This is a genomic window from Ruegeria sp. BE10, from assembly GCF_056538905.1.
Map to the genome: position 1 here is coordinate 463,223 of NZ_JBQFTX010000002.1, position 17,964 is coordinate 481,186.

General features: G+C 53.6%; 14 protein-coding genes and 1 tRNA gene. 4 read left to right on the forward strand and 11 right to left on the reverse strand.

Annotation, left to right across the window (positions count from 1 at the left end; genetic code table 11):
- Positions 1–33: 33 nt before the first annotated feature.
- Positions 34–1,491 (forward strand): cobyric acid synthase, encoded by a 1,458-nt coding sequence (locus tag ACR0M2_RS07710; protein WP_480704442.1) that lies wholly within the window; start codon positions 34–36, stop codon positions 1,489–1,491.
- A 3-nt stretch (positions 1,492–1,494) separates the two neighbouring features.
- On the opposite strand, the gene ACR0M2_RS07715 is transcribed toward ACR0M2_RS07710, so the two are convergent.
- From ACR0M2_RS07715 to ACR0M2_RS07725, 3 genes are all read right to left on the reverse strand, one after another.
- Positions 1,495–2,373, reverse strand: coding sequence for a hypothetical protein (locus ACR0M2_RS07715; protein ID WP_480704444.1), 879 nt, complete (start codon positions 2,371–2,373; stop codon positions 1,495–1,497).
- A gap of 74 nt (positions 2,374–2,447) precedes the next feature.
- Positions 2,448–3,866: a TolC family outer membrane protein gene (locus ACR0M2_RS07720; protein ID WP_170396373.1), complete on the reverse strand. Its 1,419-nt coding sequence runs from the start codon at positions 3,864–3,866 to the stop codon at positions 2,448–2,450.
- Between the two features lie 96 nt (positions 3,867–3,962).
- Complete coding sequence (locus tag ACR0M2_RS07725) at positions 3,963–4,616, reverse strand: protein-L-isoaspartate O-methyltransferase family protein (RefSeq protein ID WP_170577746.1); 654 nt, start codon at positions 4,614–4,616, stop codon at positions 3,963–3,965.
- Between the two features lie 228 nt (positions 4,617–4,844).
- Here ACR0M2_RS07725 and ACR0M2_RS07730 point away from each other — a divergent pair.
- Together ACR0M2_RS07730 and ACR0M2_RS07735 are read left to right on the forward strand one after the other, a co-directional pair.
- Positions 4,845–4,918 (forward strand) — tRNA-Cys (locus ACR0M2_RS07730).
- A 289-nt stretch (positions 4,919–5,207) separates the two neighbouring features.
- Positions 5,208–6,584, forward strand: coding sequence for a tyrosine-type recombinase/integrase (locus ACR0M2_RS07735; protein WP_480704446.1), 1,377 nt, complete (start codon positions 5,208–5,210; stop codon positions 6,582–6,584).
- Positions 6,585–6,794: 210 nt separating this feature from the next.
- Here the strand turns inward: ACR0M2_RS07735 and ACR0M2_RS07740 are convergent, their stop codons facing one another.
- The 8 genes from ACR0M2_RS07740 to ACR0M2_RS07775 form a co-directional block, all read right to left on the reverse strand.
- Positions 6,795–7,124, reverse strand: a complete 330-nt coding sequence (locus tag ACR0M2_RS07740; protein ID WP_480704448.1) for a hypothetical protein — start codon at positions 7,122–7,124, stop codon at positions 6,795–6,797.
- 110 nt (positions 7,125–7,234) lie between these two features.
- On the reverse strand, positions 7,235–9,859 hold the full coding sequence (locus tag ACR0M2_RS07745; protein ID WP_480704449.1) for a DEAD/DEAH box helicase family protein: 2,625 nt from the start codon (positions 9,857–9,859) through the stop codon (positions 7,235–7,237).
- The gene (locus ACR0M2_RS07750) at positions 9,856–11,835 is read right to left on the reverse strand and encodes a DNA methyltransferase (protein WP_480704450.1); all 1,980 of its coding nucleotides are present in this window, start codon (positions 11,833–11,835) and stop codon (positions 9,856–9,858) included. The genes ACR0M2_RS07745 and ACR0M2_RS07750 overlap by 4 nt, the downstream gene beginning before the upstream one ends.
- Before the next feature lie 121 nt (positions 11,836–11,956).
- The gene (locus tag ACR0M2_RS07755) at positions 11,957–13,171 is read right to left on the reverse strand and encodes a hypothetical protein (protein WP_480704452.1); all 1,215 of its coding nucleotides are present in this window, start codon (positions 13,169–13,171) and stop codon (positions 11,957–11,959) included.
- 426 nt (positions 13,172–13,597) lie between these two features.
- Positions 13,598–14,047 carry a hypothetical protein gene (locus ACR0M2_RS07760; protein WP_480704453.1) on the reverse strand — a complete coding sequence of 150 codons (450 nt, stop codon included), beginning with the start codon at positions 14,045–14,047 and terminating at the stop codon, positions 13,598–13,600.
- Positions 14,048–14,678: 631 nt separating this feature from the next.
- A complete protein-coding gene (locus tag ACR0M2_RS07765; RefSeq protein ID WP_480704454.1) occupies positions 14,679–14,966 on the reverse strand; it encodes a hypothetical protein in 288 nt (95 codons plus the stop codon).
- 32 nt (positions 14,967–14,998) lie between these two features.
- A complete protein-coding gene (locus ACR0M2_RS07770) occupies positions 14,999–15,718 on the reverse strand; it encodes a RelA/SpoT domain-containing protein (RefSeq protein WP_480704456.1) in 720 nt (239 codons plus the stop codon).
- A 289-nt stretch (positions 15,719–16,007) separates the two neighbouring features.
- Positions 16,008–16,964 carry an NAD(P)-dependent oxidoreductase gene (locus ACR0M2_RS07775; protein WP_480704457.1) on the reverse strand — a complete coding sequence of 319 codons (957 nt, stop codon included), beginning with the start codon at positions 16,962–16,964 and terminating at the stop codon, positions 16,008–16,010.
- A gap of 102 nt (positions 16,965–17,066) precedes the next feature.
- Here ACR0M2_RS07775 and ACR0M2_RS07780 point away from each other — a divergent pair, with 102 nt between their 5' ends.
- Positions 17,067–17,951: a LysR substrate-binding domain-containing protein gene (locus tag ACR0M2_RS07780; protein WP_480704459.1), complete on the forward strand. Its 885-nt coding sequence runs from the start codon at positions 17,067–17,069 to the stop codon at positions 17,949–17,951.
- Positions 17,952–17,964: the final 13 nt, after the last annotated feature.

The following is a 17,964-nucleotide window of genomic DNA, read 5'->3' on the forward strand; positions in this document are numbered from 1 at the left end:
GGTCATCTGCGCCCTAACGTATAGGAGACGACCATGGTTCGCGCCATCATGATTCAGGGCACCGGCAGCAATGTCGGAAAATCAGTTTTGGTGGCCGGGCTTGCGCGCGCTTATACGCGGCGCGGGCTGAAAGTGGCGCCGTTCAAGCCGCAGAACATGTCCAACAACGCCGCCGTGACCGAGAATGGTGGCGAGATTGGCCGCGCCCAGGCCCTGCAGGCACGTGCTGCCAAGCGTCCGACCCATACGGATATGAACCCGATTCTGTTGAAACCGGAAACGGACACCGGCGCTCAGATCATTGTTCAGGGCCAGCGTGCAGGCACGATGAAGGCGGGCGACTATCGCAAAGACAAGTCCAAGCTGTTGGATGCCGCGCTTGAAAGCTTTGACCGGCTGTGCAGCGATGCCGATCTGGTGCTGATAGAAGGTGCCGGCAGCCCGGCTGAAACCAACCTGCGCAAGGGCGACATTGCTAATATGGGCTTTGCCTGTGCCGCTGATGTACCGGTCGTTCTGGTGGGCGATATCCACCGAGGCGGAGTCATTGCGCAAATCGTTGGCACGCAGGCGGTTTTGGATGCCGGTGATCTTGAGAAGATCACAGGTTTCGCCGTCAACCGGTTCAAAGGCGACGTCTCCCTGTTTGATGAGGGACGTGACGACATCGCCACCCGTACAGGATGGCCATGCATGGGCGTAGTTCCGTGGTTTCATGACGCCTGGAAATTACCCGCTGAGGATATGATGGACATCCGCTCGCACAGTGGCGGGGCCTGCAAAGTGGTTGTCCCGCAATTGGAACGCATGGCGAATTTCGACGATCTTGATCCGCTGTCCGCCGAACCGGGGGTCAGCGTTGAAATCATCCCAGCCGGGCGTCCTTTGCCGGGTGATGCCGATCTGGTGCTGTTACCCGGCAGCAAATCCACCATCGGCGATCTGGCCTATTTCCGGGCGCAGGGCTGGGATATCGACCTATATGCCCATGTTCGCCGGGGTGGCCATGTGCTGGGCCTGTGCGGTGGCTATCAGATGCTGGGCAAAACCATCGCCGATCCCGATGGCGTCGATGGCCGACCCGGCACTGTTGACGGGCTGGGCTTGTTGGACGTGACCACCCTGATGGCAGGCCAAAAGCAGGTCACCCTGCGCACGGCACGCACCATTCCGGGACATGAGCCAGTCACCGGGTATGAAATTCACATGGGCCGAACCGAAGGTCCCGATTGCGATCGCGCCTGGCTTGAGATCGAAGAGCGGCCGGAAGGTGCTGCTGACAGCACAGGCCGCATCCGCGGGAGCTACCTGCACGGCATCTTTTCTTCTGACGCTTTCCGCGCCCGCTACCTGCAGCAGTTGGGCGCAGAATCGGACCTGTCATATGAGGATGGGGTCGAGGATACGCTGGACGCGCTGGCGGACCATCTGGAACAGCATATGGACCTGGATCGCCTGCTGGGTATGGCCCGGCCGCCGAAGCGGCCCTAAGGGTTAATCGACCTCGCGCTCGGCCAGTGCGCGGTAAATCTCACGCCGCACCATCTTGCGAACGTTGCGAGTGATACGCTGGCCCAGAACGCCTTGCAGCTCTTCCCGAACGACCTGCGCGATCAGACCGCGCAGTGCGTCTTCGTCCAAGGTCAGCGCGCCTTGTCCGGTAGCCAGAGGAGCTGTGTTCATCACTGGCAAGTCTTTGCCTGCAGTCTGCGCATTTTTGCCAGATGGCCGCACGTGCAGTTCTTTTGCTTCTGATTTCACCGCCTGCGCAGACGCCACGACCGCAGGGTCCCGGACGAAGGTTGCCTTTGTGGCTGTGTCAACGTCTTCGAGTATCGTTTCAGCTTGGCTGATCTTTGCCGAGTAGGTGATGTTGAACTCATCTTCTGCGGCCCACTCCAGCGGTTTTGCCGGTGTCTCGACCTCCGCCGCCCACTCCAGCGGCTTTGTCGGCGTGCCGGAATAAGCATCTTCGCTGTCGCCGTCCGGCTCCCACTGATCTTCGGTTCGGGCAATTGCGGTTTCCAGCGCTTCGATCTTGGCGCTCAGACTGCCGGTCAGGCCGTCCTCTGGCTCAGTCTTGGTTTGCTGTTCGACCGCGGGTTCGGCATGTTTCACGATATCACAAGCCCGCAGAAGCATCGGTTTGACAGAATCTTCGGCCTTGTAAATCGGTTCCGCTTTTTCTGGCTGAGGCTTCTCTTTCACGGCCACTTCACCGACTCGCAATGCGTCGGTCAGAACCAGCCTGCCGGGCTTTCGCGTGTTGGATGACGCCATAACACCCGGAATTTTACGATCTTCTTCGGTGACCAGACGCTTAATCGAGGACAAGACGTCCTCGATTCCCGCTTTTACGACTTTATCCGTCATTGTTCTCTACCGCTCTATCCTCGGGATCGAGTGTAGCTAAACAAACCGGTCCTAACAACAGGTAGTATTGGCCCTTAGTCGCGACGCAACGCTTTGAGGACGCGATCCAAGTCCCGGCTTTGCCTGCTGATCTGCGCCGGAGCCTTTTTAACCAAGTTGTAATACAGGGTTGGATCATAAATCTGGACAGCCAGACCCAGACGTTCAGCCGTCAGCAAACCCTGCGCATCCAGCAGTTGATAAGCGGCACGCGACCGTTCGGTGCGCGATCTAACTTCGGCCAGCTGCGCATCCAGCAAGTCCTGTTGAGCGTTCAGAACGTCCAGCGTGGTACGTGCACCAAGGGTTGCTTCTTCGCGGATACCGTCAAACGCAACCTGCGACGCGCGGACCCGTTCGGTCGATGCTCTCAGGCTGGCTGAAGCAGCTTGGAACGACGAATAGGCATTCACAACACCTTGGGTGATGTCTTTTTGCACGTTCAGCAGGTTGGCGCGCGATGCGTCGCGTTGTGCCATTTGGCGGCGAACCGAAGCTGCAAGACGACCGCCAGCATAAACCGGCTGCTCAAAACGCAGTGCGATGGTTGCGTCTTCGAGGCTATCATCATTGTCATAGCTTTCACGGATACCCGCATCGGCATTCAGACGGACATTCGGACCAAGGTTTGCACGTTGCTGTTGCACGTTTAAGTCCAGCGCGCGCACCTGATGCTGTGCTGCCAGAATGGCGGGGTGATTTCGTTGTGCCAGTGCTACGGCTTCTGATTCCGAGCGCGGCAGGTTCGGCAGACCAGGAAGGCCCTGCGTCCGTCCGGGAGCCTTGCCAACTGCATTCACGTATTCAGCCTGCGCCTGGGCCAGAAACCCTCGTTCGACCGCGAGGTCCGCTTGCGAGCTGGCCAGCTGCGCCTCGGATAGCGCGACGTCTGTCCGGGTGACTTCGCCAACGTCAAACCGGTCCTGCGACGCCCTCAATTCCTCGGACGACACGTCGACGTTGTTCAAGCGAATCTGAACCGCTTCTTCCTGCTCCAGGACGCGCAGATAAGCTTCGGCCCCGCGGAACAGGACACCTTGTTCGACGTCCAGCAAGGTCTGACGTGTTGCCAGAACCGTTTCTTGCGCGGATTGCTTGCCCAGAACCGAGAAGCCACCGTCATAAATCAGCTGGCTCAGGGTGAGGCCGGTGAAAAAGTTGGCTGGCTCATCCCGCACAACACCAGCGCTCGTGCTGTTGCGATTGTAATTCTGACTGACCTCGACCGCCCAGTTGATGATCGGGCGCAGCGCCGACAGCGCGATTGCGACGTCTTCATCAGCCGCGCGCAACAAGGCGCGGTTCTGTTCCAGCAGCCCACTTGTATTGTAAGCCCCGATAAACGCGTCGGTCAGGTTATCAGCCCAGACCGCACGCCCCGGTACAACACTGAGCGCGAGTCCCGCCGTCAGTGCCATCGCCTTAATTAGCTTTCCCCCTGTCCTTGAACGCATGTCGAAATCCTTCTCAAATCAAAATTACGCTGCCCTGAGCGTAGTTTGCGCCGATGTTTTCAACTAATCAAGGTCGCAGAAAAATAAGCGATGAAATTATAGCGAAAATGCACACTCGGCGGAAAATGCCTGCAAAACCGGGGCATTGGCGTTGAATGCATGACGCCACGTCACCCGACCGCCAGATTTATGCCCGATCCGAACGGTTCCAAGCTCTCCTTCGACGAACAGGCAGGCAATGCGTCCGTGATCCTTCAACTGGGCGATCAATGCCTCGGGAACCTGCTCAACCCCGCCTTGTATCATGATGACGTCATAGGGGCCGTGTTCGGTCGCGCCCTGCGCCAGCGGCCCAACATGTACAATCGCGTTGTCGGCGTCTGCTTCCATCAAGATCGTTTGTGCTTCGGCGGCCATATCTTCATCTTCTTCCACGGCAATCACCAGCTGCGCCATACGCGCGGCAACCGCGGTGGAATAGCCCAGCGCCGGGGCGATATCCAAAACAGCCTCGTCATTCGAGATATTCAGCGCATCCAGCATTTTGGCCAATGTCCGCGGTTCGGGCAAGCAACGGTCGCCACCAAGGTCGATCACGCCTTCGGCGTAAGCCGCTTCACGCTGAGCGTCAGGTACAAAATTCTCTCTCTGAACGGTCAGCATGGCGTCAATGATGGGGAATTTCGTTACATCCGAAGGTCGGATCTGCGTATCGACCATCGTGCGGCGCCGGGTTGCGAAATCTGTCATTGGATCGCCCATGTTTTTCCCTAGTGTTCCCGGCTTTTGCCACATCCAGAAGAAACCGGCAACGGCTGCAACGTCGAAAGTTTCACCAGATCGCAGAGACTTGGTGTCGCGCCGCGCCATGCCGCAACACATGGAGGTGGATTTTTGCAATCAACCCACTGGACGCCCCTGACGAAAGGTGTTAAAACGCCTGCCACACCACAGCAAGTATTTGATTTTACTTGAAAAGGCGAGTTGGCGGAGTGGTGACGCAGCGGATTGCAAATCCGTGTACACCGGTTCGATTCCGGTACTCGCCTCCATTTTATTCTAAATCATTGACTTAACCCTGTGGTGCTCGGGTGTGACACAAAGTGGGACACACCTACAATGATGCAGTCATCCTATCTAAGCCTTTCAAGACACGGTGTTTTTTACTTCCGGTGGCCTATCCCTCCGTCTTATGAGCAAAAGAGATCATCTGTAAGAATATCGCTGCGTACTCGTTGCCCGCATAGGGCTGGTGATCTGGCGCGCTTTCTTGCATCTTGCGGTCGATTAATACCGGATCAAACAAACGTGCCCCGACTAAGACAAGACCAAATCCGATCAATGGTGCATCGGTACTTCAAGGCTTCGCTCGACAAGTATTTGGAACGGCTAAACGACAAAGGCTTTCCAGATGGATCAATCAGTGCGATGCAGCAAGAGATTGAAATCCATGAAAACGCTGGTGAAGGCGAGGATTTACTGTCAGACCTCTATCTCGATAGCGATGCGTTTTGCGAAGCCTCTGACATAAGCATGCAGGACTGGAACGACAACGAGATGGACCTTCGCCGGGAGTGGCGAAAGGGGCGCAGAGATATGCTCAGGCGCGTTCTGGAAGCCGTAGAGCGCCTTGAACACTATTCCTATGATGACGCCCCAGCTGTGACTATTTCACCGCCTGCAAAGGCGCTCTCGACCTCTTCACCCATTGGTGCCGCGATTGATGACTTTATTGCGGAACATTCGCGTAAGTGGGCAGAAAAAACAGTCAGGCAGAACCGTGCGTACTTGAACATTCTTATTGAGTACTTTGGGCCGGACAAGTTGCTGGGAATGATAACCAAGCAGGATGCCAACGAAGTCAAAAAGGTACTGCAAGCCTTACCTTCCAGTCGAAACACCAAGCCTGCACTCAAAAACATGTCCTTGATGGAAGTGATCAAGCTGCCCGGGCAGGATAAGATCGCCCCCAAAACGATCAATAGCCATATTCAGATGTTCAAGAGTTTCTTCGATTGGGCCGAGCGGCATGGGTATTCTCCGCATAGCCTCTTCGACGGCATGAAGGTAGCTAAAGACAAGAACAGTAAGAGCCAGCGCAAACCGTTCTCTCCTGAACAAGTACAGCTTATGTACACCGAACTGACCACAAACCTGTCCGGGCTGGTGCGTAAGGACAGTCACAAGTGGGGTATGCTGCTTGGTATATTCACTGGAGCTCGACTGAATGAGATATGTCAACTCGACATTAAGGATGTCCAGCAGGAAAGCGGCGTATGGTTCCTCAACATCACTGATGAAGGTGACGACGACAACAAGAGTATTAAGTCTACAGCAGCGCGACGGAAGGTCCCGGTACATCCGGATTTGATCGGCCTAGGCTTCCTAGAATTCGTGGACAGACGACGGAATGGCACCCGGTTATTCCCAGACTACAACTATAACGCCAACGGTGGCTATGGTCGAACCTTAGGGCGCTGGTGCAACGAAAGTTTCCCGCCCAAGCTGGGCCTTAAGGAGCCCGCGCTAGTATTCCACAGCCTTCGCCATACAGTCGTGACACGATTGAGCCAAGCGGATGTTCCCGAACCCATTGTGCAATGCATCGTTGGCCACGCACGATCAGGCGTCACGCAAGAGGTCTATAATCGGGAAGGCTACACGCTGGCCCAGCTGAAAGAGGCCATTGACCGCCTCGCCATTAACAACGTCAACTGAGGGATACTCGGATCGGGGCCATTCCGCATGGCCTCTTCCATCGTCCAAGCAAAGTGGCTAGCTTCAATCTGCTTGTCCTCACAGTCGCGTTTGATTGCAGTCAAATTGACAGACTTGGTGCGCAAGCAATGTGGTTGTCAGATGGCTTGTTGTTAAGATTAATAGTACTTTCTTAACTGCGCTGGGTGCCAAGTATCGACCATTACGACTTTACCTTCGTAGGTAGTCATATTGCGTATCGACATCGAGACTTCGGCTTCCGCCATCGCGAGCATCCAATACGAGGATGAAGGCTAAGGGCAAAACAATAAGAAACAGAACGAAGGTGGCCACCTTTAACCTCTCGACCACCATGTAAGCATCTAGTCTGCTCTGAGTATAGCGAACGAACTTCGCACCACCCCATACTAATAACCCACATACGGCAAGTAAGATTAAAACGAGATAGGCAACAAGAAACTCGTCGCTGTTTTGCGTTGCAATGCCCACAATCGAAGCGGCTCCAAAGAAACCTATTAGGATGTAGTGAAGTCGTGTCATCGTATATTCTCGAATTGGTTGGCTTTGCGTGATATTCTTTTTTGCCCTAGTGGTGGGGAGAGACCCTCTCCAGTCTCGGCAAACTAGCAAAAGTAGACAATGGGAACGGACTATGCGTCCAGCGCCTCAGTATCGAATGCCGCTTTGAAGTCGGTATTGGTTTGGCCTGTTTCATTAAAGAAGGGCAATCCAAGAACGGTATAGTCCCGACCTTGGAACACCGTCTCAAGTCTGGCCTTGGCTTTCACCTGTGCAAGGAAGTCCTGCTTCCAGTCGTCTTGCGGGCGCAAATGGTGTCCCTTCGGTTCAATGAATAGCTGCAAGATCGTGCTGGCGTCTTCGCCCTTCTTCCGCAGAAACAGAACGAAGTCGGGTTCAAAGGCGCGCCCGGTGTCGAAGTCGTACAGCTTCACCGCCTTTTCGTTCCGCAGCAAGTAGAAGTCGTCATACACGCCGCGCAATTGGGCTTCCTGATCGTGCATATACTTGATGAAGTGCTTTTCTTGATCCGTTCCGTAACTGTCGTCATAGGCGTGCCAGTCCTTGCCGCTTAGGTCAATCTGACCCAGTCCGGGCACGTTGCTCTCCGTCCAGCTTAGCCCGGTCTCGCCCTCGATGCGCAATTTCAGCGTCTTGTCGGTAAAGCGGTCCTTGATGCGATACGGCTTGAAGTCCTTGGTGCCGATATACTCGACACTTTCCCGTTTCACGCCGCTTTCGATTTGGTGAAGAACGTATTGCGCGATGCCCAGCTTTTGCCGTGCGGTTAGGTTGTCCAAGTCATCGGGCAAACCGCGCACGCTCACTGTCACGCCGCCCAGATAGGTGTCAGAGGCGATAAACTGTGCGGCACTGGCGAGTTGCGGAAAATAGGGCCGAAGGTTGGCGAAGTGGAAGAAGCCGTTGGCGTCCATCGCAAAGCCAAGAATGGCCCTGCCAAAGTCCGCCAGTTTGAAGTCGCGGGACACGGGTTCCTTGCTCGACGGCTTCGATGTTGATTGCCCTCCGCCGAAGGCTGAGGCTTCCGTCACCCGCCCTGTCATCAGGTTCGGATAAGTGAAGGAGCCTTCGATCTTGTAGGCGTCCAGTCCCTCCACACCTTCACGCGGGTTCTTCATCCGGTCGTTCACCCAGACATGATCCCGCTCATACAGGTCAGTCTGTTTGAAGCTTTCCTTGAGCCGCAGTCGGACAGTCTTTGGCTCACCGTCCCACATGCCGGTTTCTCGAAGTGCTCGCTTGATGTCGTCCAAGTACTTAGGATTGTGCGAGCAATGGTAGTGCAGTTCCTCCAAGATGCGCAGAGGGGTATCCACGGCGCTGTCATACTTGCGCTTTTCCGGTGCCGCGTCAGGCTGATCCGGGGCTATGAACGGAAAGTATCGCGCCCCACGCCCGATCAACTGCGCCTCGGCCATCGTGGTCTTGCCCACCTTGTTGGCCCTGCCATCGCGGGTATCGTGGAGCCGTACGATGTCGAACAGGTTCAGCACGTCCCAGCCTTCGTTCAGCTTATCGACGGCAAAGATCACACGTATCTCGTTGTCGCGGTCCTCCAAGGCGTTCAACTCAATCTGTCTTCTTTCCAAATCCTTGGGATCGTTGACATTAACCACCTTCTCGGCGGCAAAATCTCCTTGAAGTTCACGAGCGAAATCCTCGCCGCTCATGGCCCTTTCATCCATGATGAAGGAGAATGCCCGCGAAAGGGTCTTATCGCCCTCAGAAGCCGCTCTGAGCGTGTCCAGCGCCTCACCTGACAATCCGGCCATCATCGCCGTGAAGGCCTTTTCGTTCTCGGCACTTTCCTTGATCGTCTTGGACTTCATCAGGATCACTGGCTTGCAATGAAGCCCGTGCGCCTCGGCCACCTTGCGGCGATATTGGCTCAGGACCATTGCCTGCTTCATCCGTTCCGCTGGGGTCAAATCGGCCTGCCGCAACTCAATGTCCTTGGAGTAACCGTCTCCACGAAACTGCCGAAGCGAATAGTCGTAGAGTATCTTGTCGTGATACTTCGCCCGGATCGCCTCGTGCTCAAGGTCCACGGTCGCGGTAAATTCCAACAGCATGTTCTCGGGATGTTGGCGGAAAATCTCGGAAACTGTGCCTTCCCAACTGGCCTTCTCCTCAGCCTCGCCCTTGGTCAGCGTCTTCTTGGTCTCAGCGTTCAGGTGGTGCGCTTCGTCGGAGATCATCACTACCTTGTAGTCCCGGAAGTCTTCTATGTTGACAGCGTTTTCCTTCGGGGCCTGCATCCGCGTGTGCAGCCCTTGAATGGTGGTGAAGTGAATGTTGATCGCATCGCCTGAAACTGCATCGAAGGTGTCCACCGTGCGGATGTCCACGGGTTTGTCGTCAATGCGTATAGTGGGCGCGAACAGGTGCTTGGCCGACGCGGCGTTGAGAAAGTTTTCCTTGGTCTTCTCGATAATCTGGGCGGAGTTCACGAAGAACAGGAAGTTGCGATAGCCGCGCCGGTAGAGGTCAAGGATCAGCGCCGCCATCAGCACCGTCTTGCCGCTGCCCGTAGCCATGTGGAACAGCAAGTGTGGGTTGGACGGCTTTTGCGGGTAGTCCTCAACAAAGAAGAGGAACCGTTCCAGCGCCGTCACCTGATAGGGGCGCAGGGCGATATTCGGAGATAGGTTGCCTGTGATGTGGTCGGGGATGTCCTTTTTCAGCAGTCCCATCTCCACCGCCGCAGCAAGTTTGTCATTTAGGGTCTGGGTCATGCATCCAGCCCGTAGAAAGAGCGGGTTGCAGCGGCGTCTTGGTCAGAAATGTCAAAGTCTGCATCATCTAAGGAGCCTAGATTTACATAGAAGTGGTTGGCATCAAGGCAGTCCATCAACACACGCTTGGCGTCTTCGAGCGAAAGTTCCTCGAAGTCGTCGGCGTCAAAGCCGCACAGGTCCACGTCATAGCGCAGATAGCCGGTGGCTTGGATGTTGGCGTAGATGGTTTGTAGCGTGGTCATGTCCGGGGCCGCTTCGATCCGATCAGCAAACGTAGAGTTTGAGCCCGCAAGCTCAGCATAGACAAACGATCCACCGCCCTTCCATTTGATCACTTTTGAAACCCCTGACTGCTCCCCGGCGATAACGTTTTGGAACCGTTTTTTTGGCAATGAGTTAATGTATTCCAATTGTTCTACCGCTATCCATTTCCGCCTTAGCTTGTGGGCAACTGCAGCTGTCGTTCCGCTCCCAGCAAAAAAATCCACTACTAGATCCCCTTCACTGGTACTTATTTCGATTATACGGCGCAGCAGCTTTTCTGGCTTTTTACCGTTTTTTAGCGTTACACCGCCCTCCTTGGAGATCCCGTTGTACGGGATGTCTGTCCACAAGTTTGTCAACGGCTTCGCAGGAGTGAGAGATCCGTCTATCGACTTGATTTTATTATCATAAAAATACACCTGCCGCCCGTTTAGCACAAATATATCCCCAGACTTCCCCTCAACTTTAAAAACTTTCCCTTCTTCTTTCTTGGATTGGTCGCGTACAGAAACGATCTTGGTTGAAGCATCATTTGCGATTGCCGTGGCCTGGAAAACGGCGCCTCGGTTTTTGAATGCGAACTCCGCCACTAGACCTTCAAAAATGTGACCACCCAACGCAGCTTTGGCTTGTCTGGTATCGTTGTAGCCATTCTGTTTGGCGACGTGATCATTCAGGCCGACAACTTCCCAATCTGAATAAGGAGCGTCTCTGTTAACAACTAGCTTGTTGTAACCGCTGTCATATTCGGAGGCGACATAGTGTACTTCATACACGTACGATGGCTTATATTTAGCATAAAGCAATACGTACTCTGTTTGCGAGTATGGTGATGGGTTTACAGTTTTATGACCCGAAGGATCAGAAGTCTTTATGCAAAAAATGTTGAGAAAGTTCTCTCGACCCAGAACTTCGTCACACAGCACTTTTAGGTGAGCAAGTTCTTTTTCGTCTATGTGGATCATCAAAGTTCCGTCGCGTCGAAGTAAGTCCCGCGCAACCTGCAGGCGGCTTTTCATGAACGTGAGCCATGTTGAGTGATTGAACCTGTCATTATATTTGAAGCTGTCGCTTTCCGTATTGAATGGCGGGTCAATGTAGATCAGCTTAGCCTTCTCAGCATATTTTGCTTTCAATGAATGCATAGCAAACAAGTTATTTCCCCTAAGGAGAATGTTGTCTTCCTCGGAAACCAAGCCCACAGGTTTTGCCTTTCCGCTAGCGACGGCGTCAGCATCCCAACGCTCCCAGCCCGTCATCACCTTTGGCTCAAAAAGCCGAGTAATGTCGTCCGGGGCCAGCGTCGTGTTCCAGAACACCTCGTTCCGGCCCCGGTCCTCTTTCGTCATGCCCCCTTCCAGCACGCAGTCTTTATAAGGCCACACCAACACCACGTCGCGCGACTGACTAATGTAGCCGCCGCGCCCTTCCGTCAGGCCGATGCGGTTTTTGAAGGCAGTGTAGCTGTCAGGCAAGAATGCTTTGTTGGACACAAATTCCTGAAACTTAACCTTGTCGAAGACCAGTACCCCAGCAATATCGGAAAAGAAGTGGGTCTTAATATTCTCGGATTGCATCAACAGCGTCAGCAGTACCGGGTTCATATTTAATGCAGCCTCGACCACAGCGTTCTTTAGGATCGCACCGTCTGCGATAAATGCTTGCTCCGCCTGCAAAAGTTCCGTCAGATCGTGAAGAAGGTTCTGCATCGAACATGTCCCAATGTGATTATTGTTGTTGGCTCTTTTTTACTGCGGAAATGGCAAAACGCCAGCAGCTTCTTATTCGCCCCGGTAATGGGGAACTATAGGGTGGATGGAGAAGTTGTGCTCAATCGGATTTTGCCAAGGAAGCCTTCACCTTGACCTCAGGCACTTGTCCAAACTTGTTGTGGAACTGTTCTTTCATGACTGACACAAGTTCGTCTCGCAGATGAGCCTGCACTATAAAGGCATCATGAACAGGCAAAATCGGATATCCTTGCCGGACAAAGTGCAGCATGACCTTTTCGGCCAGATCACTCTCCTCCCGCTGCAACTTAAGGCCCGCGTCCTGCCCAATCATTCGCTGGACCATCGGGTAGGCATCGAGAACGGATTGGCGGAATTCCTCCACGGTCATCCCATGTTCACTTTCATCAAACCCTCTGGGCTCGGCAATATGAGCATTCTTGGCATTCAGGAACGCGGCCAGCGTAGACTTTGCATGCTCACGCAATTTCTCGCTATTGGATACTCCTTTGACAACTGAGTATGGGTCGCTTGGCAATACCACCCTTGCCTTTGCAAGCAATACACCGGGGTTGAAGCCTCTATAGTCTGCCTCAATGGTAGCATCCCCATTGATCTTTATGATGCGACGCATCTCCTTGCGTATATGTTGCCACCATCCTCCAAAGAACCGCCCACCTTGCTCAAATGTGCTGTTGTTGAAGATACGACGCAGGTGCTTTGCTGCATCGGCAAGTCCCGCATCAGCATGCTCCACCTTGAGGTCATGATAACCCAGCGGTCTTGAGGTGGATATCGCAGCCTGTGCATTCACTCCATTGATCAAGACCAACGCACGTCTCATGGCCTTTGTGTGTTCAGTGTCGACGTACTTGATAGGCTGCTTTTCACCATTCCTTAGTATCAGAACCTCGTCAGGTGCTGTGGTCTTGAAGGCCTTTAGTGTCAACTGTTTGGTGTACAATGCCTCAATGGACTTTGCCGTCATTGCAAAGCGAGTATGCTGCGCATTGTCACCGTACTGATACCCCTGTTCCGTGATGACTATGAGGTCGGTCTTCAGTAACCATTCAAGTGCCATGCGAAGGCGATGAGAAGTCATGTGCTCTGGTCTATACCTACTCTCACGATCAAGGCGTTCTTTCTGTCTTCCTATGCCAACCGGCATCCCCTGTCGCTTCACGTGTGCCCTCAGCACATTAGTGAGGATAATGCCTGCACATTCGCTGAACATACGTTGAGCGCGCGAGTTTGGTCTGCGCACATAACTGGATTGCCATTCGGCACACAGCCTCCGCAGTGTGTTGTCGAGCATACACTGCGTCCGCTCATCATTTAGCTTTAGGTAAGGCTCAAAAGCCCAAGACTGAGCTGCTCCTTGGTCCGGTAAGTTAGCCTCTTCAATGGATTGTTTAACGTGCCTAAGAAACTCTTGGTTTTGGTTAATCACAAAATCCGACAAATTTTTTCGTAACCCTATCTAATAACCTATCCTAGCGTACTTCCCCCGCACCCCCGTGAGCGATGCAACGCAGTCTGCACAGGCTCTTAGCTGCGCAGTTGGGAAGTAACCACCCTAATCAATGAAGTTCGATGATCGGTCGCTTTCTCGGGTGAGTTAGTCCCACAAAAGTATTAGGTGCCAGACGGACCGCGATGTCCCGGCCCGGCTGACCGTAGCTAGTTCCACCATGTCAGTTGGTTTCGCTAATTTACCATTCAAAAGGCTTACAAAAATACGTCAGCCGGACTGGTTTTCTTCCTCATCAGCATCCATCGCGATATCAAGAGCATCATGGATCATGAAAGCCTCCAGCAAGGACAAACCATAACCTGTACCAATTGGGATCATGTCACCAGAAATCGTCTTATCCACGTAGGCTTCGACGTCCCATCTCTCTCTTGCTCGTGCTAGATTTTTTACTTCCATTCGGTACATCGCGTCGTCGAAGGCGAAATTCGCTAATCTGATTGCCTCTTGGCGCAATGCGCCGGTTAACGGTAGAGATGTAATCTCAGATGGCAAGTCATCCTTGCGAGTAGTTTCCGCATTTGCAGATAGATCACTCCACGCTTGAAAGCCCTCTCGAACGGCGATGCGGTTCAACGCTTCTGTGCGTGTTACACCCTCGGCTTTAGCCAGTAGTTTGGCCTCATTCTTGAGTACCGGAATAGGCTTAGAAAGTTTCATATCGAACCTCCAAGTGAGCCGAATTCACAACCCCTCCTTATGCGAACGCCCACATGGCAAATTCGATGATTGAAACACCTTGCACGTTTAGTGCTTTCCCGATTGGAGGGAGGTGGCCTAGGCGGGCCATGTCCAAATGGTGTCATAGTCTCACTTGACGTTCAAGCAAAACAGCCCAGAAGTTTACCTCGGCAAAACACCAAACCAGAAACCTAAAGGTACTGCTCACGACCCATATCCATTCTTCTAAACTGGAAAATGACAGTTCCCATAACACTGGGATAAACACCCGCAGGTCCGACCACTAAAGACTTCACTGAGGAAGCACCCCTGCAGTTTGCCATACAGACTGAACGAACGTAATCAATAGATGTTGCCTAACCCCCGGTGTGACACTAGGGTGCGACACATGATCTAACCTCATTCCCGATAATCCGGGCAATTCAACGACTTAGAAAAATGGTAGCGGGTCCGGTACTCGCCTCCATAAAAGTTAACACCCTGAGAACCTAACCGGCTGATACTGTTTGATTTCAAACAGTTGCCTTGATTTTGCGCGTTAACTTTTTCCAAAATCCCGCAACTTATTCCGCAACCTGAAAACCAGGAAAAAGGAGGGTAAGTTTTTGCGCTAAACAACCTGCTTTACCGCGCTATCGAGGAGGTCGACGAAATCCGAGGTGTCGTCAAAGTAGTTTCGGAATGCATCGCGAATTTGCTGAGGAGTTGAAGCTCCTACAAGTACGGCATTCACCGTTTCTGGAGCCGATTCAATTTGTGAAATGGCGCGAATAGCGCCCCCCAAACTGATGTAGGAATGAACAACCAACTTACCGTCGTTGGTCCTCTGCAAAATACTGTTTTGCCTGATCGCGCCATGGTGCTCAGCCACCTTCAAGCCTTCAATCATCGAAACCATTCGGATCTCGGATTCGAGCTCTCTCAACTCTTCTACGAGTTGAACGTCCGAAATTCCTTCAATGCATGAGGCTCGATTTTCGTGAACCCGCGCAAAAATTTCACTGATAATCTGAAACTGACGGTACTGTTTTGGCTGGACTTCTGAAACTTGAAACGAGCCGCAGCAGTACTGTCGTAAATTTCTACGGCGGTGGCCCAAGCATGTTGGACCGCTGTTCTCAATTGAACTTCGAACTTAAGCCCGTTCCAAGGTGCACCGCTGATTGAAGCGACTTGTCTTTCATAGACGTCATGAATGCCCCGATATCCTGAATCTTTTGGACAAGAAATATAGTCAAAGCGGTCGCGATCATTTGTACGTCTATGCTTTGCACGAGACATTTCCATTTGAGATCGAAAACTGTGCAAGTGATCCTCAGATCTAAAGATCGCTCTTACGCCGGCAATGTCGTGCATTGTCGATAGATCTCTGGACCGACCAGTGTGCAGCTTATCGATTATGGTATTGAAGCGCTTCAGCCTTTGCCCAACAACGGGGCGCTGATCTTTGTCCAACCTTCGCAACCAGGCTTGAGCCGTATTGAGTACCGCGCCGTGCGAAGCCCTCCAGTTGTCAGCGACTTCGAACTCTTCTGTAGGAATATTGAAACCCCAGGCAAGCAATCCTTCATCGCGATTATAAGTTTCAGCAATTTTTTTACCGGCTTTTCTGACTCGGTTCTTGGAAAACGTAGGGGCGGGCCAACCCATCTTGCTTAACCTTCATTAAGTAGTAGTTCTTGAAAACTGGTGGAAATCAGTTTGTTAGGCAACTCGTTATGAGAATTCTTCTCAACAGACAAGGTGGCGTGCAGCGCTCTATCGCTTCATACCAATCCCGCAACATTTCCCGCAACATTTTCGCTTTAGAATGGCGTGAAAAACAACGTAATATATTGTTTTTATGCTGCAATATTTCCTCAAGGGTACTATTTCAAAACAGGTACTCGCCTCCACTTCTTTGATTATCTAACCGGTATTCAACTGCGCTCGGTGTGCGCTATTCGGCCTGACCTCTCTGTGGGATAACTTCATAACCCGGCTCTTCCGGTTCATCATCGTGCATCTCGGTCGGGAAACCGGGCGCCGTGATATCCAGCCCGGTCGCGTCCTCCAACCGCTTGATAATATTCGGTGACAGTTCGCGTTCACCATAGCGGGCGATACCGTCGTCGAAGATGCGGATCATTACCGGGTTGATTTCCAAGGGTACTCCGGCGCGGTCGGCGACGTCTTGGAACAGTCCGATGTCCTTTTTGACAAGGTCCATGGTGAAAGAGATATCGCGGGACCCGTTCAGAATGACCTGGCTTTCTGTTTCATGCACGAACGAAGTACCCGACGAAATCTTTATCGCCTCATAAGTGGTGTTCAAATCCATCCCGGCCGCTTTGGCCGTTACCAGCGCTTCGGCACAGGTGATCAGGTTGGCGGTCGCCAGATAGTTGGTCAGAACTTTTAGGACCGAGGCTGAGCCCAACTCCCCCGTGTGCAACACGCGCCGCCCCATCGTGGTTAAAAACGGCAAAATCCGCTCAAAGGTTTCGCGATCACATCCGGCAAAAATCGAGATATTGCCAGTAGCCGCCCGGTGGCACCCGCCCGAAACCGGGCAATCCACCGCCGCGCCTCCACGCTCGATCACCATGGCCCCCAATCGTTTGACCTCGGCTTCGTCGGTGGTCGACATCTCCATCCAGATCTTGCCTGGCCCGACCTCGGGCAGCATATCCTGCATCACTGCGTCCGAGGCCGCCGGGGACGGCAGGCAGGTTATAACAGCATCACAATCCCGCATCATCTGCGCCGGGCTCTCGGCGGCTTCGGCCCCCTTGGCCGCAAACTCGGCCACCAGATCGGGGTTAAGGTCGTGAACCGTCAGGTCAATCCCGTTGCGCAGAAGCGAGCCGGACAGTTTGCCGCCCACGTTTCCCAAACCGATAAATCCGACTTTCATATTTCCCTCCTGACGGTCGTATTCGGACCGAGTATCTGTGTTGTCTGTCAGAAACGAAAATGATTAATAATGCCAATTATGGTCAAAATAATTTGGTGATATATGGACCGCCTTCCAAACCCCACATGGCTGCGCAGCTTTGAAACCGCCGCGCGGCATTTGAATTTTACCACCACAGCAAAAGAGCTGGGCCTGACGCAGACGGCGGTCTCATTGCATATCCGGTCGCTTGAGGCCGAGCTTGGACAAAAGCTGTTCACCCGGAATGCCCGGCGGTTGGAACTGACTGAGCTGGGGCAGTCTTATTCGTTGACTGTGCGGCGTGCGCTTGGCGACATCGCCCTGTCCACCAACAGCCTGTTCGGCCCTGCCTCGCGCCAGACCCTGACAATCCGTGCGGCGATATCGACGGCCACCTATTGGGTCGCAGCGGAACTGCCCGACTTTACCACTCGCCATCCCGAGATCCCCGTACGCCTTGTCTCGCACATCTGGAATGACAGCGTGGCCCCAGGCGATGTGGATGTGGAAATCCGGCTAGGTTATGGCGATTGGCCCGGCGTTCAGTCCGAAAAGCTGACAGACGAAAAGCTGGTACCGGTATGCCGGGCCGGGGACTCGCCCGCGACCCTGAACGTACTGTGGCAAGGCCCTCTGATTCATATCCTTGGATACGAAGATAACTGGGCGCGGTATTTTCAGGCCAACGGGCTCGCGCTTCCGGACCAGCCGCCCCGACATTCGGTGGACACCTCGGTCGCAGCACTGCAGCTTGTAATGGCCGGGGCGGGCTATGCAACGGTTCTGGAACGGTTCGCCAGGAATGCGATCCGGCAGGCTGCGCCGATTGCAATTGCGGGCCCTGCGATTCCCTTTGCCCAGTCGCATTACCTGATCAGTACACAAGGCGCTGCGCAACCGACCGCTGCGGCAGGGTTGTTTTGCGCCTGGCTGCGGGAACGGCTGGCCGTGCATGCCGCAGATTGACACAGGCTGGTCG

Coding starts and splice junctions, on each gene's coding strand:
- ACR0M2_RS07710 (WP_480704442.1), top strand. CDS start 34: ATGGTTCGCGCCATCATGATTCAGGGCACCGGCAGCAATGTCGGAAAA.
- ACR0M2_RS07715 (WP_480704444.1), bottom strand. CDS start 2,373: ATGACGGATAAAGTCGTAAAAGCGGGAATCGAGGACGTCTTGTCCTCG.
- ACR0M2_RS07720 (WP_170396373.1), bottom strand. CDS start 3,866: ATGCGTTCAAGGACAGGGGGAAAGCTAATTAAGGCGATGGCACTGACG.
- ACR0M2_RS07725 (WP_170577746.1), bottom strand. CDS start 4,616: ATGACAGATTTCGCAACCCGGCGCCGCACGATGGTCGATACGCAGATC.
- ACR0M2_RS07735 (WP_480704446.1), top strand. CDS start 5,208: ATGGTGCATCGGTACTTCAAGGCTTCGCTCGACAAGTATTTGGAACGG.
- ACR0M2_RS07740 (WP_480704448.1), bottom strand. CDS start 7,124: ATGACACGACTTCACTACATCCTAATAGGTTTCTTTGGAGCCGCTTCG.
- ACR0M2_RS07745 (WP_480704449.1), bottom strand. CDS start 9,859: ATGACCCAGACCCTAAATGACAAACTTGCTGCGGCGGTGGAGATGGGA.
- ACR0M2_RS07750 (WP_480704450.1), bottom strand. CDS start 11,835: ATGCAGAACCTTCTTCACGATCTGACGGAACTTTTGCAGGCGGAGCAA.
- ACR0M2_RS07755 (WP_480704452.1), bottom strand. CDS start 13,171: ATGCTCGACAACACACTGCGGAGGCTGTGTGCCGAATGGCAATCCAGT.
- ACR0M2_RS07760 (WP_480704453.1), bottom strand. CDS start 14,047: ATGAAACTTTCTAAGCCTATTCCGGTACTCAAGAATGAGGCCAAACTA.
- ACR0M2_RS07765 (WP_480704454.1), bottom strand. CDS start 14,966: ATGGTTTCGATGATTGAAGGCTTGAAGGTGGCTGAGCACCATGGCGCG.
- ACR0M2_RS07770 (WP_480704456.1), bottom strand. CDS start 15,718: ATGGGTTGGCCCGCCCCTACGTTTTCCAAGAACCGAGTCAGAAAAGCC.
- ACR0M2_RS07775 (WP_480704457.1), bottom strand. CDS start 16,964: ATGAAAGTCGGATTTATCGGTTTGGGAAACGTGGGCGGCAAACTGTCC.
- ACR0M2_RS07780 (WP_480704459.1), top strand. CDS start 17,067: ATGGACCGCCTTCCAAACCCCACATGGCTGCGCAGCTTTGAAACCGCC.